At 44.9% G+C, this 16,593-nt stretch carries 16 protein-coding genes and 1 pseudogene; all 17 read right to left on the bottom strand.

From position 1 onward, the window contains the following. Positions 1-14: 14 nt before the first annotated feature. Positions 15-929 carry a proline dehydrogenase family protein gene (locus tag PUW25_RS10465; RefSeq protein ID WP_047909567.1) on the bottom strand — a complete coding sequence of 305 codons (915 nt, stop codon included), beginning with the start codon at positions 927-929 and terminating at the stop codon, positions 15-17. Positions 930-1,141: 212 nt separating this feature from the next. Further along, a complete protein-coding gene (locus PUW25_RS10460; protein WP_047909568.1) occupies positions 1,142-3,067 on the bottom strand; it encodes a PTS fructose transporter subunit IIABC in 1,926 nt (641 codons plus the stop codon). A gap of 64 nt (positions 3,068-3,131) precedes the next feature. Then, complete coding sequence (pfkB, locus tag PUW25_RS10455; protein WP_047909569.1) at positions 3,132-4,043, bottom strand: 1-phosphofructokinase; 912 nt, start codon at positions 4,041-4,043, stop codon at positions 3,132-3,134. Further along, the gene (locus PUW25_RS10450) at positions 4,040-4,792 is read right to left on the bottom strand and encodes a DeoR/GlpR family DNA-binding transcription regulator (protein ID WP_047909570.1); all 753 of its coding nucleotides are present in this window, start codon (positions 4,790-4,792) and stop codon (positions 4,040-4,042) included. Before PUW25_RS10450 ends, pfkB begins: the two co-directional genes overlap by 4 nt. 179 nt (positions 4,793-4,971) lie before the next feature. Then, complete coding sequence (locus tag PUW25_RS10445; RefSeq protein ID WP_047909571.1) at positions 4,972-5,337, bottom strand: MmcQ/YjbR family DNA-binding protein; 366 nt, start codon at positions 5,335-5,337, stop codon at positions 4,972-4,974. Between the two features lie 98 nt (positions 5,338-5,435). Further along, positions 5,436-6,026 (bottom strand): histidine phosphatase family protein, encoded by a 591-nt coding sequence (locus PUW25_RS10440; protein WP_238546250.1) that lies wholly within the window; start codon positions 6,024-6,026, stop codon positions 5,436-5,438. A gap of 46 nt (positions 6,027-6,072) precedes the next feature. After that, a complete protein-coding gene (locus PUW25_RS10435; protein WP_193745963.1) occupies positions 6,073-6,228 on the bottom strand; it encodes a hypothetical protein in 156 nt (51 codons plus the stop codon). A 38-nt stretch (positions 6,229-6,266) separates the two neighbouring features. Next, positions 6,267-6,383: pseudogene (locus PUW25_RS10430) on the bottom strand (GNAT family N-acetyltransferase); the annotation flags it as partial. Positions 6,384-6,401: 18 nt separating this feature from the next. After that, positions 6,402-7,157: a class I SAM-dependent methyltransferase gene (locus tag PUW25_RS10425; RefSeq protein WP_274336980.1), complete on the bottom strand. Its 756-nt coding sequence runs from the start codon at positions 7,155-7,157 to the stop codon at positions 6,402-6,404. Positions 7,158-7,267: 110 nt separating this feature from the next. After that, positions 7,268-7,777: a GNAT family N-acetyltransferase gene (locus PUW25_RS10420; protein WP_047909572.1), complete on the bottom strand. Its 510-nt coding sequence runs from the start codon at positions 7,775-7,777 to the stop codon at positions 7,268-7,270. A 15-nt stretch (positions 7,778-7,792) separates the two neighbouring features. After that, positions 7,793-8,509, bottom strand: a complete 717-nt coding sequence (locus PUW25_RS10415; protein WP_047909573.1) for an AAA family ATPase — start codon at positions 8,507-8,509, stop codon at positions 7,793-7,795. A gap of 128 nt (positions 8,510-8,637) precedes the next feature. Further along, positions 8,638-9,168: a GNAT family N-acetyltransferase gene (locus PUW25_RS10410; protein ID WP_047909574.1), complete on the bottom strand. Its 531-nt coding sequence runs from the start codon at positions 9,166-9,168 to the stop codon at positions 8,638-8,640. 130 nt (positions 9,169-9,298) lie between these two features. After that, positions 9,299-9,820, bottom strand: a complete 522-nt coding sequence (locus PUW25_RS10405; protein ID WP_047909575.1) for a DEAD/DEAH box helicase family protein — start codon at positions 9,818-9,820, stop codon at positions 9,299-9,301. Positions 9,821-10,004: 184 nt separating this feature from the next. Beyond that, on the bottom strand, positions 10,005-11,432 hold the full coding sequence (locus PUW25_RS10400; RefSeq protein ID WP_052511623.1) for a glycosyl hydrolase: 1,428 nt from the start codon (positions 11,430-11,432) through the stop codon (positions 10,005-10,007). 150 nt (positions 11,433-11,582) lie between these two features. Continuing rightward, positions 11,583-12,038: a hypothetical protein gene (locus PUW25_RS10395; protein WP_047909576.1), complete on the bottom strand. Its 456-nt coding sequence runs from the start codon at positions 12,036-12,038 to the stop codon at positions 11,583-11,585. Between the two features lie 87 nt (positions 12,039-12,125). Further along, positions 12,126-13,751 (bottom strand): glycoside hydrolase family 9 protein, encoded by a 1,626-nt coding sequence (locus PUW25_RS10390; RefSeq protein WP_047909577.1) that lies wholly within the window; start codon positions 13,749-13,751, stop codon positions 12,126-12,128. 118 nt (positions 13,752-13,869) lie between these two features. Continuing rightward, on the bottom strand, positions 13,870-16,437 hold the full coding sequence (locus tag PUW25_RS10385; protein WP_047909578.1) for a beta-mannosidase: 2,568 nt from the start codon (positions 16,435-16,437) through the stop codon (positions 13,870-13,872). Positions 16,438-16,593: the final 156 nt, after the last annotated feature.

Here is a 16,593-nt window from a genome sequence, read left to right as displayed (position 1 = left end):
TTATGAACATTAATTTACTTGAATAAATTTTTGAGTACAAACCACACATTTGCTGGCCGCTCTGCCAATCGTCTCATATTGTAGCCAAACCAGTCTCGTCCGTAAGGTACATATACACGAACCTTATACCCTTCCTTGACCAAACTCTTCTGTAAGTCCTCAGCAATCCCGTATAACATCTGAAATTCAAATCGATCAAGGGCATAGCCCTTCTGTGCCGCCTCTTCTTTCACATACTGAATGATGGCCTCATCATGAGTTGCAACAGCAGTATAATTTCCATTCGAAAGATGCTGGGAAATAAGCTTCTTATAGTTGTCGTCAACATCCTTCTTGTTAGGATAAGCCACCTTGGGCGACTCTTTATAGGCCCCCTTCACCAGTCTTAAATTGGCATCATATGGATTGAGGTCCTCCACATCTTGCTCCGTTCGATACAAATAAGCCTGGAGTACAATTCCTACATTATCAAATTTCTTCCGGAGATCTCGGTAGATGTCGATAGATACCTCGCAGTGAGCATAATCCTCCATGTCAATCCGTACAAAATTGTTATAACGCTGTGCGCATTCGAGAATTTGATTCATGTTATCCATGCATAGCTGCTTGTCAATATCAAGTCCAAGTGAGGTCATTTTTAAAGACAAGTTGGACTTAATACCACTGTCTGCAATGGCTTCCAAAGTCTCTATACACATCTTGGCTGATTCAAGCGCTTCTTCCCTCGTCGAGATAAATTCTCCTAAATGATCCAACGTAGCAACACGTCCATCACGATTCAAGCTTCTTACAGACTGAACGGCATCATGAATCGTAATTCCCGCAACAAACCGACTTGCTCCAAATCTTAAACCATACTTCTTCGCCATCTGATTAGCTGTTGGATTCTTGGCTAAGGCCTGAAAAAAATTTTTAAGCACGATTTCCATCCTACACCTCCGTTCTATCCATATAATGGTTATATCTTCTATCATTCTACATAAATGAATAAAATTTGTACATAGAAATGTGTATATTTAAACAAAAAATGTTTTAATTATCATTGAAATGATGATTTTGTTCAAAATTGAACACTCTACTGACATAAAAAACCGCCTCTGCACTTTCGTTCAGAGACGGCAATTCAAACTGATTTAATTTACTAAACTTTTAAAGGTTTCTTCCATAATCCCAAGATGATTCCGGAAATAACAGCACCAATCACAACTGCCAGCAAGAACATCAAGGCATTGCTCGCAAGTGCAGCGACGAAGATTCCTCCATGGGGAGCAGGCAGGTTAATCGCCCACAATTGAGTCAGTCCTCCGGCGACTGCCGATCCAACGATACACGAGGTCAATACCCGGAGCGGATCAGCCGCTGCAAATGGAATGGCCCCTTCTGTAATAAAGGATAAGCCTAGTACATAATTCGTAATCCCGGATTTGCGCTCCTCTTCCGTAAACTTATTCTTAAAGAAGGTTGTTGCTAATGCTATTGCTAATGGAGGAACCATACCTCCCGCCATAACAGCTGCCATCATCAGCCCGTTCTCATTTCCGCTTGACGTAAACACGCCAATTGCAAATGTGTATGCAGCTTTGTTAAACGGTCCGCCCATATCAATTGACATCATACCGCCGAGAATGATTCCGAGCAGAACCATATTCCCTGTACCCAGATTGTTAAGTACATCAATTAACCCCGTATTGATCCAGCTGAAAATGGGTGACAAAATATAGAACATCAGTGAGCCGGTAATCAGCAGTCCGAACACTGGATATAGCAGAATGGCTTTTAATCCGTCAATGGCTTTGGGCAAATGCTTAAACACCCGGCGAAGTCCAATGACAACGTAACCTGCCAGAAATCCGGCTGCAAGTCCGCCGAGAAATCCTGCATTGGCATTAACCGCCATTAAACCACCTACCATACCCGGCATAAGTGCCGGACGATCAGCAATACTCATTGCAATGAATCCCGCCAAAATAGGAATCAGAAAATGAAACGCACCTTCACCGCCGCCTATCGTTTGCAGCAGCTGGAAGATTGGGTTATCCTCACCAGCCACTTGTTCAATGAGGAACGAAATGGCGAGCAGAATCCCGCCGCCGACAACAAACGGAAGCATATGAGATATACCGTTCATTAAGTTCTTATACAAGGTACTGCCGACACTTTTCTTCTCATCCGCAGCTGGTGAAGCGGCTCCACCTTCTGCCTGGTAGATCGGGGCATCTCCTTTTACAGCTTTGGATATCAGCTCTTCCGATTTACGAATACCATCGCTGACAGGACGCTGCAATACCGGTTTACCTGCAAATCGTGCCATCTCGACATTTTTATCTGCCGCCACGATAATTCCCTTCGCCCGGCGGATTTCATCTTCGGTCAAGACATTACTCGCTCCTTCAGATCCGTTGGTTTCCACCCGGATTTGAACGCCCATCTCTTGAGCCTTCTTCTTGAGTGCATCTTCAGCCATAAAGGTGTGGGCAATTCCCGTAGGGCAAGCGGTTACTGCAACAACAAATGGAATTTCTTCAGCTTGGTCTGCTGGTTTCAGAGTCTCATTTGTCGATGAGTCCGCCGAGTTCGTCTTATGCTCCGACTTCTCCGAACCCTCCGCTTCCTCAGCCTGCTTCTCATTGAATAGAGCGGTTACCTCATTCGGTGTCTTTGTTTGCAGCAATCGTTCAATGAAAACGTTGTCAATCAATAGCCGGGAAAGGGCAGCGAGCGTACGAAGATGTGTACTTCCTGCTCCTTCCGGTGCCGCAATCATGAAGAACACATGTGCAGGCTCACCGTCTAATGATTCAAAATCGACACCGGCTTCGCTTTTTGCAAATACAACAGTTGGCTCATTCACAGCTGCAGTCTTCGCATGAGGCATTGCGATCCCGCCGCCGATTCCTGTGCTGGATTCTGCCTCACGTTTATATATCATTTCTTTGAATAGAACAGGATCATTGATACGCCCGCTGCTAGCGAGACTAGCTATCAATTCATCCATTGCGCCATCCTTCGAAGTGGATTTCAAATTCATGATCATCGTTTCTTCAATCATCAAATCCGTAATTCTCATGTCTAACAACTCCCCTGAATGATCAGGCGTGCATTTTCACGCCTATTAGGTCTTACTTTTGTATTTATAATTTGGTGATTTGGACTTCAGGAATCAATTTATCAATTTCTTTTCGCTGAGCAAGATCGTCTGAAAATGCCGTTGCACTGCCTGAAGCTACACCTGCACGAAATGCCTCTAACGGGTCTTTTGTTTGAGTAAGCGTTCCGACAAAGCCAGCAATCATCGAATCTCCGGCACCGACTGAATTTCTTACGGTTCCCGCAGGAACCGTGGCGTGATAAACGGCCTCACTTGTAATCAACAGTGCTCCTTCACCAGCCATAGAAATAATGACGTGCTGTGCGCCTTCATCCAGCAGCTTCCTGCCATAGGTAATGAGATCGTCCTGAGACTCGATCGTAACTCCAAACAACTCAGCTAATTCGTGATGATTCGGTTTCACCAGCAGCGGTTTATAGTACAAAGCTTCGAGCAAGGCCTCACCTGTCGTATCGATGACAAATTCAGCCCCTGCTTTCTGGCAGGCTTTGATTAATCGAAGATAGAAATCACCGCCAAGTGAAGGAGGAATACTGCCTGACAGCACCAGAATATCTCCTTCTGCAAGCTGATTAAGCTTCTGAAGCAGAGCCACCGCCTCTTCCTCTGTGACTACAGGACCAAGACCATTGATCTCGGTCTCCTGGTCATGCTTCAATTTGACGTTAATTCGTGTATCATCCTGAATGAAAACAAAATCCGATCTAATTCCTTCCTTGTTCAGATAGGCGTCTATAAAATTCCCCGTAAATCCGCCAATAAAACCAAGCGCTGCATGTTCTGCATTCAGCTGGTTAAGCACCCTGGATACATTGATTCCTTTTCCACCAGGGAGCTTTAAATCCCGCTTCATTCGGTTCAAGCTGCCAAGCTCCAGCTGTTCAACTTCCACGATGTAATCGATGGATGGATTGAGTGTTACCGTATATATCATTTTAATCCCTCAATTGCTTTAAATTTCGGTCCAAGCCATTTCCTATATTCGCCAGGAACCCTGTCTGTTATTAACGTCGCTTCTTCCAGATTAAACAGCTTGGCAAAAGCGATTTCCCCAAACTTACTGGAATCTGCCAGCACGTAGGTCTGTCCAGATAACTGATGGGCCCTGCGTTTAATTAATGCCTCTTCCGGATCCGGAGTCGTATAGCCCATCGCCATATCCAATCCATTGGTACCCAGGAAGCTCTTGTCGAAGCGGAAGTTATCCATATTTTGAAGTGCTATGCTGCCAATGACCGCCTTCGTATGCGGTTTCATCATGCCACCGAGCAAATAGCTGCGTATCTTTTTACTTACCAGCGCTTCTACGTGGGAGAGTCCGTTGGTAACAACGGTAATATCCTGTGCTTCAATATAAGGAATCATGGCAAGCGTGGTCGTGCCCGCATCCAGATAAATACATTCACCATCATGGAGCTGTTTGGCCGCTAAGATCGCTGCTGCTGTCTTTTCTTGAACGTTTTTGAACGTTTTCTCATCCATGCCAAGCTCGATGCTCTTATGACTTACAAGTGAAGCCCCTCCATGAACTCTTTTGAGCAGGTTCTTCGCCTCTAAATCCACCAAGTCTCTTCGAATCGTGGATTCAGAAGCCTGGAGTAATTCAACCAGCTCCTGAAGTTTAACCACTCCACGCTGCTGTAAGCGTTCTAAAATCATCCGATATCGTTCTTCTGTCAGCATCTTTTCTTCCTCCTGACTGATTCTATAGTACCACATATCTGAATAAAAACAATCATTTTCTATCAAAAACATTCAATTTTCGTCAAATTAAGGCTATTACATTAAAAAAGGCTCCAAGCAGGCTTGCCTTCATGCAAGAACTCCCGCCAGAGCCAGATCGCTTGTCTAATCTATGAAAATTAATTACCCAACCGACATTGGATTGATTCACGCTGCTTCTTCGTCAAGCCCTTGAATACCAAGTCGTAGGAATGATCGATCATCGGCCGAATATCCTCTACTCTAAGGTCTTGCCCCAGATATACCGTGTTCCAGTGCTTTTTGTTAAGATGATAACCCGGCACGACCGCCTGATGCTGTTCACGCAGATTCACGGCTATGAGCGGATCGCATTTGAGTGATATGCTGAGCGGTTCCTTATCCTTATTCAGGGAAATCAAGGCAAACATTTTCCCCTCAATTTTGGCCACAAGGGTATCCGCCCCGAACGGATAGTCCTCCTTGGCAGCCTTTTTGGCCAAACAATAGGAAACGATTGAATTCACTTCAGAACTCTCCTTCGTACGTATTCAGAAATGATATGTATTACATCAAAGGTATTGCAAACACCATAACGATTCTCACTCTGTCCACTTGTCTCGTATCATCCTGTTACTTTCTCCCATAAGCACTCTACCTGAACAAGCCGTTTGCTTTCAAATTCTAACCGATAGATGTCCGGCTTCGAGGTTCCTGCCCAGAAATCATAACCATACTGTGAATCATAATAATTCATGATTGCCACCATGATATTGCCATGTGTACCGAGAATAATACTCTTCTCTGAATATTCCTCTAGTATTCGTTCAATGATCGGGATTGCACGTTGCTGCATTTGCCGAGTAGATTCTCCACCGTCAAGTGCATAATCCAGATCTTCAAACGAAGCTTTTATCGCTCTCTCCAGCACTTCCCAGTCTGATCTATGATCTGGTCCTTCTATCCTTCTTTCCTTAAGCTCCTCATGGAGTACGACCTCTAAACCCTTGGATTTCGCAATAGGATTAACCGTCTCAACGGCACGAGTGTAAGGACTGGATATAACCAGGTGCACCGGTATGGAAGCAAATATATGAGCCAGCTCCTGTGCATGTGCAGCTCCTTTGTCAGACAAGCCTCTTGTACGCTCTTCTCCAAAGATAAACGGGGATTCCGCGTGCCTTACCATATATAACTCCGTTCTACCTGAACTCACTGATATTATTCCCCCTGATCTATAGAATATATCGTATAGCCATGTCTTATTTCTTACTCCATACGACAATAATCAGCGTCGCAAGCGGTCCTAGTAACAATGAGAGCAAGAACCAATTCAAACCACTTCGATTCTTGCCTTGTGCCAGGCCTGCATTAATGAGGGCGAGCGTTCCCCATCCGATGTAATAACCATTGTCCATAAGATTGCCCTCCACACGAAAAGGTGTTTCTACTCAAGTCATTTACTTGTGTATTCAATAAGCCAGCAGTCCCTGTAGGAACCTTCGTGCCATTCGTGATTTGGAAGAAGCTTCACTTGACGAAAGCCGCATTTCTCATAGACTCTCAATATCCGATATCTATATTTGCCCCCCTATACTTCTCCCCAGAAGATTTGTGTCGTATATTCAAAATACACTTGTCCTTCCTGTTGATAGGAATCAAACAGTTTCCGCAGCTCGTTCATCATAGGCTCATAATTAGGGTGGTCTGGCGGTGGGCTGTAGGAAGAAGATTGTAATCTGCCGCTTAACCCTTCATAGTCAAAGATTTGCCGATTAGGGAATTCCGCCTCATGCAGCTCTCCATTCTTAAAAAAGGAACGCAGCATGTCCGAAGTAATATTAGTATGTTTTACTTCATTGTAATCCGTTCCATAGGTATGAAGCAGCTCATCATATTTGACCAGGAAAGGCGTACCTTCGGTAAGTCTTGAATTCCATATCAGAACTGCCTTCCCTTCCGGCTTCAGAATCCGCTTAAACTCCTCTTTGGCCAAGCGCTGATCAAACCAATGAAATGACTGGGCACAAACGATATAATCAACCGACTGATCTTGCAGGCCCGTCTCTTCCGCAGGGCTTGACTGCACTCTGAATTGAGCGTTGCCCGAGAGCCTCGCTTCAGCTGCCAGCCGCATTTCCATGTTTGGCTCGACCGCAATCACTGTACTCCCTCTAGCCAGCAGCAGCTCTGACATAATCCCTGTCCCTGCACCGATATCGGCAATCGTACTTGCCGGCTTCATTCCTATTGTTCCATACATGTAATCGATGGCTTCTACCGGATAGCTTGGACGATATTTCACATAAGAATCGACCCGATCTGAGAAACGTTCTTTATTATTCATTGGATCAGCCACTTCCCTTCCTATTTAATAAGTAGAACTGCCTCTTTCTTATACCGAGGCTGTACATTCTATTATAGCTTCCATATCTGGAAGATGATAGATTACCAGTATCAGACCATTTTGGCCATATACAATTCATCTACATACTGTCCATCCACGATCAATGAATGACGCTTCTTGCCCTCCATTTCAAATCCCATCTTGTGATACAAGGCGATCGCAGCTTCATTATGAGCCATCACCGTCAGCTCAATCCGGTGAATCCTGCGCAGCCTGCACCATTCCTCCATCGCCCGAAACAGCCTCGCACCGACACCTTGGCCGGTATAGTGCTGTAATATGCCAATGATCATGTACACAACGTGCTTCTTGCGCTGCAGCTCAGAGCCAATGATACCCAGCTGCCCGATCACATTACCTTCTGCATTCACAGCTAATAGCAATGTAGAGTGCCCTGATTCCAGCATCCCCTTAATTCGCTTCGTCTGGGATTCGATCGTTGCATTTCTTTCCCCCGGTTCATACAGCATAAACTTTGTCTCCCGGTCCAGCTCCTGATTCAGCCTGAGCAGCTGCTCGGCATCTTGTACCTGTACCTCTCTGATCTGTATATTCTCCATATGTAGTCCCCCCCTCTAATCATCACTGAACAACTCATTCAATATCTGTTTTTTATTCTCCAAAAATCTTCTTGTCACCTGATAATGCTCCGTATCTTCATATGCAATCGGACGAATCGGCGTTTGATCAAAGCTGAAAATATCAGCATCTGGATATCCCAGCAATATCGGTGAATGCGTTGCAATGATGAACTGAGCATGCTCTCTTAAGTCATAGATCAATCTAAGCAATGACAGCTGTCTAGTTGGAGACAAAGCAGCCTCGGGCTCATCCAGCAAATATACAGCCCTCTGGCTTCCGAATCGATGAACAAATAAGCTGAGGAAGGATTCCCCATGAGACTGATGATGCAGTGATTTACCTCCATAATATGGCAAGTGCTCAGGATCAGAATCGATGTGGGAGGCAAATTGATAGAAGGACTCTGCCCGCAGGAAGAATCCCTTCGTAATTTTGGGCATCCAGGACAGTCTAATGTAGTCACCTAAGGCAGATTCCGAGGCTTCAACATCATACAGATTGTTTCTCCCTCCTCCAGCTGTATGAAATCCGCATTGATAAGCAATGGCTTCAAGCAGCGTTGATTTACCAGAACCATTTTCACCCACAAAAAATGAGACTGGCTTACGAAATTGAATTTCCTCCATACTATGAATGGAAGGTATCGAAAAAGGATACGCTTCTCTGTTCTGGATTTTGTCCTGAAGCAGTAGAACGCTTTTTAAATACATCTTTATCCTCCTCAGAAAGCGAATTCGGTGATATATTTCGCAACGAGTCCTTCGGATTACTGATAAAATAAAAAAGACCGTAACCTAAACTGCTAATACGGTCCTGACAATTATGTAATTCAATTCTATCATTTAGGAGCAGCATTACCCAATTCTTTTACGAAATAGAGCAGTAGATCATCATTGACCTCTACCTGGTCACCTAGAGCCACTTCCCGATTATGATTCATCAGACCATTGCCATCTGGAATATAACCTCTCTTGCAATAGATGCGCTGAGCAGCACCAAAGTCCTTGTAAAGCCCCATACCAATTCCAATACTGTCATAGGAGTTATAGGCAGCAATACTTTCAAATTCTTCGATCAGCTGATTACCGATCCCTCTTCTCCGGAATTCAGGAAAAATGTTCACATCATTAATTTCCGGTATACCTTGTGCTCTAAAATACAAATAGTCTGATTCAAACTTCAAATGTGCACAGCCAGCAAGGATTTGCTCGTCCAGGTACACAAGAAGTGTGACCCTAAGGCCGATTTTGTTCTCATGCAGACATTGTTCATAGAATGAGTCAGCACGTACGATTTTGTGGCGCTCAAAAGCTTTTTTCCATTGCTCGAGTGTTTTCTCTGAATCAAGTCTCTCAAGAATCATTGACATAATCAACCTCACAATCAGAATTTAAAGCTGTACAGAAGCTGTCATTATTATAGATTATATGCCTTTTTTAATAGGGTTGCTATACTAAAAAAACAAACGATAGCGAATCGCTACCGTTTGCTTCTCTTTATTAAGTGTATGCGCGAATTTCTAACGGATAACGTGAGCTCCAGTAATTTCTTACCCACTTGCGAATCAGCTTGCCAGCTTCTTCGGGAGAGTAAGCGGTAATGTCTATTGTTGATATGGGAGGACTGAACGAGAAATTGTCACTGTCGAGCAGCCGATGTGCGAGTCTCGTGTTGCTCCATATTATCTCCGGCGTCGCTCCACGATCCCTAAGTCTATGGTCTCTCACTTCATCACTGCAATGCAGATTCATAAAATAAACCTGGCTGAACAGTTCTCTGTATCCACTCTCAATAACATCTTCCGGGGTCAGGGTGCCAACAAGCACCGTGCCACGATCACTCATTGAAATTTGATGAGCCATTTGCAGCACAGGTCCTAATGAGATAGAAGAATCCAAGCTCTCATCCGGATGCAGGTCAAGAACTACAAACTCAGGAAGTAAACCTCGAAGATAAGGAACAACCGATGATTTCCCCACACAGCTTGCGCCTGTCACGATAAATAAGGGTGTCTTAGGCATATATCGCATCTCCTCTACTTTGAAATGAAACCGTTTGCCAAAAATAATGAGAGGGCTTACAAAAATCCTATACCTAAGGTTACCATAATTACGGCCAGGATAGAAACGGTAAAGTTCATCATTTTGTAACGAAAATACACTTTTTATCCATGGTTTTGTGATTTTTCTCGCTGTTTGAGCCGAACTAGTAATCATTTTTCCAATCTGGCAGTTCATCCAGTGTGATTACATATGGACTGTTATACACCTTTGTCAAATGCTGTGTACTATTCTGAATACCATCTCGTATGAACTCTCCAGACCAAGTCACGAACCAGCTCCAATCCGCATGATAGGCCTGCAGCAGATCCGGATCGGGAATAGGCCCATTCTCAGTCAATGCAATGATCTTCTGATCGTTCACCAGTGTCTTCAGATTCTCATAACGGCTGCTTACCGGTCCATAATTTCCAGCACCTGGATAGCTGTCAACACTGATGATATCTACATATTGATCTCCTGGATACCAGGCCGCATTCTCCGAATTCCATACCCATATCAGATTATCGAGCCCATGGAAATTCGTGAATCGGTCATACATCAGCCGGTACAGCTCTTTGGCAGGCTCCGGACCCTTGGCGCCCCACCAGAACCATCCTCCTTCCGCCTCATGCAGCGGTCTCCACAGTACCGGTATATTTTCCTGCTGCAGTCTTTTGAGCTGTACAGCAATCGCATCCATATCACGAATGAGCAGCTGGTAATCCTGGGAATCTGGGTGTGACATGGCATATTCAATATCAAAAGTAGTTGCTTCCGTATAGAAGCCTCTCCACCACTCCTTTCCAGGTTGATCGATCAGATCTTTTGGCGCATTCCAATGCCACGCAAAGGTTACGATACCGCCACCGGCATCCCACTCGATCGCATGCTCAATATCCGAGGATACCGTTCCCCGCTCTGTTCTGGAAGGTGAATAATCCATCAGATCAAGACCTAGTACAGCCGGCTTCTTGCCAAGTGTGCTATGGATCCAATTCGCGTCGGCCAGCGTTTGCTGTCCTGACAGAATATGCTGTCCATACTCTGATTTCAAATAATTATAGAGCGATTCAGCCTCACTGCTGGCATCTGGATTAACAAGTGCTGCATTGATTTGATGCGGAGGAGGATCCGGAGCTCTCTCCAGCCGCACATAGTCGATATAATACCAGCCCCAATTACTAATGAAGCTGATCTCTGTTGTACCTGCCTGCAACATAATTTTACCTGCATCCACTTCACCGAAATTCGTTGTTTCATGAAGTGTGATCTCGCCTTGTGATATTCCTCCCAAGACAAGACTCGTATTCTTCGTTCCGTGTGGTGCCTGATAACCAATACCTAGATTGTAAAGACCTGTATACGGTACACTCACTTGTATACTCAGCTTATCGTTCTGCGCATCAAATCCCCCTACATACCCGGTACCGGAATAGCCTTGAAATTGCGTCATTACATCAACACCTGTTAATACTCCATTCTCCGCTTCAAATATAATGGGAGCCGCCTCCATTTTCTTCATATTAGAAGGTATCATACTGCTAATCAGCAAAATACAAAGAAATACTGCCCAGCTATTCTTACCACGCATTGCTTGATCCTCCTTCCAAATGGTGATGCTTTCTGTCACATAACAATCAATCCTATCCATTAAGCAACTTAAGCGTTTACATTTTCGTTACGCTGATCACCTCCTTATAGAGATGTGGCCGGTAAGGAGTCCGAGTAATGGACTCCTTGATTAAGTCATGATTTTCTTCAATAAGGCCTGTTCAAGTCGTGGATTAACGGACAGATTCATATAGGATTGAGGAGGATTAAACGCATAGCCGCCCTTAAGCAGCTCGAGCGATATGGGTGCAAATTCGGTGCATGACAGGATGGGAATGGCATATCCATAAGACACGCCGCTGAAATATGCACGAAGCTCCACCCCTGACCCTCGCTCATGTTCTTCTGCAATGGATACGAGTGTCTCGATATCCTCTTGAATCGGCATTCCAAATTCAATAAAAGCTTTGATTTGTTTTATAGGAGAGGACACATATACAAATGCCGCTGCTGGCTCTTTGATAAACCTCCGGCGAAATTCAATGGTTTTCTTACCTTCTTTGATTTGCTGATAAGGCTCAGGCTGTAAACTCAATATAATCTGACGCTTTGGCAGATCCAATAACAGCTGTAATTGTTCATTCATATCGTCAGCACGCTCCTTTGTCTGTTTCCAACTCCATATTTTCGCTGAAAACAGACTAAACCCTGCTTCAATCCATTAGAAATGAACTTAAGCGTAATTCCAATGTGAGAAGACAAATACAGCTGGTGAGTTCCAGTAAATCGTGATTTCGTTCCCCGCATAACTATCCTCATCGTCGATATAGCAAGCAGCAGCAGGCTTGCCTTGAAGATGAGCTCTCATGCATTCATCGTTTAAATGTTTGTTTGGTCCACCAGCCAGCATGCCTGGTACTGGTGCATCTACACCATCACCTACGGATGGCCGATGATGAGGATGCATAACGGAACGCTCTCCAAACCCTGTTACATAAGACAGATCAAGTACGTTAAGTCCTAATATATAATGAACATGACCAAGTGCAGCCTGTTCGTACTCCACATTTCCACATAATTTATGAGACAAGAGAAGTAGCATCGCTCTGTTCATGACAACCATATTACTCCCCCAGATATAATCGTCTTCCATAAGGGAGATACCATAGCCATCTTGCTTCGCGATCTCCAGCAAGCGATCTGCTTCATTCATGAGATGGCCCTTGAGGTCAGTGTATAGGGCAGTATCTTTCTCTTGCTCATCTGCCAGCAAATATCGAACGGTTCCATATCCGCCCATATCCGCCCAGCCCAATTCACATTTAGGGAAATCCCCCTGCACGTACCCTTTGACCGCATCATGGTATACCGATTCACCGGTGGAAAAATACAGCTCGGTCGCAGCCCAATACCGCTCATCGAGATCACACCCATCCCCATATTCACCCGTGTAAATATCCGGGGGGTTTTTAAATCCTGGCTCATCCGGATGTGCCTCAAGCCAAGTCCAGGAACGTTTGGCTGATGTGAGACATCTGCCAGCAAACTCTGGATCATAGGTATCGTATATTCTTGCAGCTGCAGCCATCACTGCACAGCTGGCCGCTGTTGCCGTCGCAGAAATGGGGGCAAATACAAGATCGTCCTCGTCCTCCTCCGGCATGACATCAAGCCCGGGAAATTGCTTGGTTGTGAGCTTGTGATAGGACCCGCCGGTGACCGTATCCTGCATCTTAAGCAAGAAGTCCAGCTCTACCCTGCATTCATGCAGCACATCAGGCAGTATGTCATTCGATTCGGGCAGAGGAATGGAATAATCAAAGGCTTCCGGATACAATTCCCAGCTAAGCATCAGATCGGCCAGCGCTTTTGCTCCTGCTACAACATATTTCCCGTAATCGCCTGCATCGTGCCAGCCTCCATTGCCGTCAAGCCGCTGATCTGGATTCGTATGAACATAGCCCGGAGAAGTATGACATGCCTTATGCTTCCACACTCCCGCATACTCTTCGTCCAAGTCTTCACCACAGCGCAAATAATAGAAGGCCTTCAATAGTCCGGCATGAACCTCATTATAAGGCTGTTCGGATATCATAAATGGAGCAGATTTATTCCCTTCCTCATCTTCAATCCTGTATTGTCCAGGCTCTTCAAATGATGAAAAATCACCTTGAAATAAATGATCACCCGAGCACAGATCCTCCACTCCATCCTGTGCATGAGCAGAGTAAACAATCTCTGAAGTCACTGTATCCCGAATGTGAAATACAGCGCTGCTTCCTCTCAGTATAACGAGCTTGTTCCCCCTCAAGGGGTAGCCGATCTGATTAACAAGAATTTTACGATTCGAATTACGCACTTTTCGCCCTCCTGATCTTTTATTCGATAGAAGAAGCCATCCCTATGCATGATACTTACATGTCTTTAGGAATGGCCTTCATTAATAACAAATGGACTGCAATTAAATTATCTGTACCTTATTTATTCAATAAATGAGTGGCTTTAATGAAATCTGACATGGAGCGAACGACCACTTTACCTGGTGATGCCGCTGCAAACGCTTGATCTCCATAAGTACGGGAAGCAAACGATATTTCTTTGACTTCACCTGGAAGCAAATCGAAGAAATTATCACTGAATACCCCTTCCGCTTCACTATCCACCCATACCTGCTTCGCCAGCATATTGGATTCCAAGACAAAGCGAGTTCCACTCGAGCCTTCGACTTCAGTTATCTTCACTTCGGCAGCGCCCAGCTTCAAATCCTTGAACGGAGCAAAATAGTGACGCTGTACATCAACGACTTGACCGTTAACCAACAGCTCAGCAACGGCCGTTGTACGTTCCGGATCATGACCTTGAAGCAGCTCCGCAAGTGAGAGAGACAGAACAAGATTCGTGGTATTCCCCGGATTACTAACCGCATGTGTCTCGGTATGATGAATCGTACCGTCAAAATCGACAACTCGAATTTGCAGTTCACCTTCTATTGGACGGAGCAGATCAGACAGCAAGTAGAAGTCAACTTGGTTATCCTTGGTTCCGTCAATGGAGATCATTTCGTCGGCAAAGCTGCGTTTAGCGTAATATTGCAGTGCTTTCCAGTTGCCGTAATAGTCCATTCCTGCCCAAGAAGCGACAGGCCATGTATCATTCATTTGCCAATATAAAGTTCCCATAACAAATGGTCTGTTTCTGCGGTGTGCCTCAATGGCCATCTTCATTGCATCCGCTTGGAGCACCTGGCTCATATAGAGGAAGGAAGGAAAATCCTTCGGCTCCGTCATATACATATCCATATATTCTTTAATGAGGCGGTTTCCATCCCCATTCTTCTGATGAGCGCGCATCACTTCGGAAGTCAGCTCAAGATCCGACTCTGTTGCATAACGAAGAACAGATTTGTGCTCAGGGAAGGATTGGAATCCGTATTCGCTCATGAAACGGCCCAATTTGATATTGTAATTCTCGAAAGGCTCCGTGTTATGCCATACTCCCCAATAATGGACATCCCCTTCGATTGAGCTCGTAGAAGCATGCTGGTTAATATCGTTGGTAACCGAAACAATCGGTGATGATGGCCAATAATCTGTACCTGGAACGAGTTCTGACAATACTTCTGGAAGCAGTTTATGGAAGACAGCTTCATAATCGGCCCAGATTTTCTCACGCTGCTCGTGCGTATAATCCTTTTTCCAGCCCCAGCCAGCATCTTCATTGTAGTGCGCCCAAGCCGAGTCAATCTCGTTATTACCGCACCAGAGTGCGATACTTGGATGATTGCGTAAACGTTTGACATTGTCGATCGCTTCATGACGAACACTCGTAAGGAATGCTTCATCACCCGGGTACATACTGCAGGCAAACATAAAGTCCTGCCATACCAGGATTCCATATTCATCACATAGCTCATAGAATACGTCCTGCTCATAAATACCGCCGCCCCATACACGAAGCATGTTCATATTGGAAGCTGCTGCAGATTCAATCTCATGTCTGTAGCGCTCACGGGTTACCTCGGTAACGAAGCTGTCGTTAGGAATATGGTTAGCCCCTTTAGCAAACACCGGAATCCCATTGAGCTCAAAATAGAAGGATCTGCCGTATTCATCCTTATCACGGACGAGACGAATGCTGCGCAGCCCCGTTTTGACAGAAGCTTCAGCTAGTGCTGTTCCTGCATCCTGATCCAGCACCTGAGCGGTAAACGTGTACAAGTGAGCTTCCCCAAGACCTCTGGACCACCATAATTTAGGATTGTTAATATTCAGTGCAATTTCCACTTTCTGAAGTCCAGGTACCAGCGATACCTTCTCACTCCACTCACCTTGCTCTGTAGCAATGCGAATGACTCTGTCTCCTGGCTGATCTGCCTTGATCTCCACAATGGCTGTCAGAGCAGCGGCTTCCTTCGTCACTTCGTGCTGGTGAATGTACAGGTCTGCTACCCGTACACCCGTCCAGGCTCTCAGCTCAACCTCGCGCCATATGCCGCTCGTTACAAATCTCGGGCCCCAGTCCCAGCCATAGTGATAAGGCGCTTTTCTAGCAAAAATACTAACCCTCTTATTGCCCAGCTCTCCTACCTCTGACTGATCATTAGAAGCTGGCAGTGGATATCCCAGTGCTTCAAGCTTCGGCAAATCCTCATTGATCGGAGATCGGAATACGATTCTCAGTTTATTACCTTCTGATTTGGCGTAAGGCTTAATATCTGCTTCCCAAGTGCGGAACATATTGTCTGCGGACAATACATGGTTATCATTAATAAACACTTCCGCATATGTATCAAGTCCGTTGAACACGAGCTCGATATGCTCCTTCTCTAGCAGTTCATTCGGTATATCAAACAGCGTTTTATATTCCCAATCTTTTTTATCAATCCATTGAACAAGCTTTTCATTTGTGCCATAGAACGGGTCAGGAATCTGGCCATTTCGCAGCAGATCCGTATGAACACATCCCGGAACGACGGCTGGCAGCCATTCTTCTCCTTCACACGATTTAAATGTCCAGTCATTTAACAGCAGCTTCGATTCATGCATGGTTTAGGAACCCTCCAAATGTGTTATATTCGAATCCATTTCATAGTACTCTTCGTCATGAGTTATAAAATAGATCCATTTCTGAAACCTATTGTCTCATGGAATCGACAACACTTCAATTGTTTTGTTATCCTAACAAGATATTTTTTAGATAAC

This window comes from Paenibacillus urinalis (genome assembly GCF_028747985.1).
GTDB classification, from domain to species: Bacteria; Bacillota; Bacilli; order Paenibacillales; family Paenibacillaceae; genus Paenibacillus; species Paenibacillus urinalis.
Note: the sequence above shows the minus strand (reverse complement) of the source record. Positions and strands in the feature narration are given on the sequence as shown.

Bases quoted from the DNA above. Each gene is read 5' to 3' on its own strand.
- PUW25_RS10410 (WP_047909574.1), bottom strand. From the start codon at position 9,168: ATGTCAATGATTCTTGAGAGACTTGATTCAGAGAAAACACTCGAGCAA.
- PUW25_RS10405 (WP_047909575.1), bottom strand. From the start codon at position 9,820: ATGCCTAAGACACCCTTATTTATCGTGACAGGCGCAAGCTGTGTGGGG.
- PUW25_RS10460 (WP_047909568.1), bottom strand. From the start codon at position 3,067: ATGAGAATTACGGATTTGATGATTGAAGAAACGATGATCATGAATTTG.
- pfkB (WP_047909569.1), bottom strand. From the start codon at position 4,043: ATGATATATACGGTAACACTCAATCCATCCATCGATTACATCGTGGAA.
- PUW25_RS10450 (WP_047909570.1), bottom strand. From the start codon at position 4,792: ATGCTGACAGAAGAACGATATCGGATGATTTTAGAACGCTTACAGCAG.
- PUW25_RS10420 (WP_047909572.1), bottom strand. From the start codon at position 7,777: ATGGAGAATATACAGATCAGAGAGGTACAGGTACAAGATGCCGAGCAG.
- PUW25_RS10385 (WP_047909578.1), bottom strand. From the start codon at position 16,437: ATGCATGAATCGAAGCTGCTGTTAAATGACTGGACATTTAAATCGTGT.
- PUW25_RS10400 (WP_052511623.1), bottom strand. From the start codon at position 11,432: ATGCGTGGTAAGAATAGCTGGGCAGTATTTCTTTGTATTTTGCTGATT.
- PUW25_RS10425 (WP_274336980.1), bottom strand. From the start codon at position 7,157: ATGAATAATAAAGAACGTTTCTCAGATCGGGTCGATTCTTATGTGAAA.
- PUW25_RS10395 (WP_047909576.1), bottom strand. From the start codon at position 12,038: ATGAATGAACAATTACAGCTGTTATTGGATCTGCCAAAGCGTCAGATT.
- PUW25_RS10415 (WP_047909573.1), bottom strand. From the start codon at position 8,509: ATGTATTTAAAAAGCGTTCTACTGCTTCAGGACAAAATCCAGAACAGA.
- PUW25_RS10435 (WP_193745963.1), bottom strand. From the start codon at position 6,228: ATGGACAATGGTTATTACATCGGATGGGGAACGCTCGCCCTCATTAAT.
- PUW25_RS10465 (WP_047909567.1), bottom strand. From the start codon at position 929: ATGGAAATCGTGCTTAAAAATTTTTTTCAGGCCTTAGCCAAGAATCCA.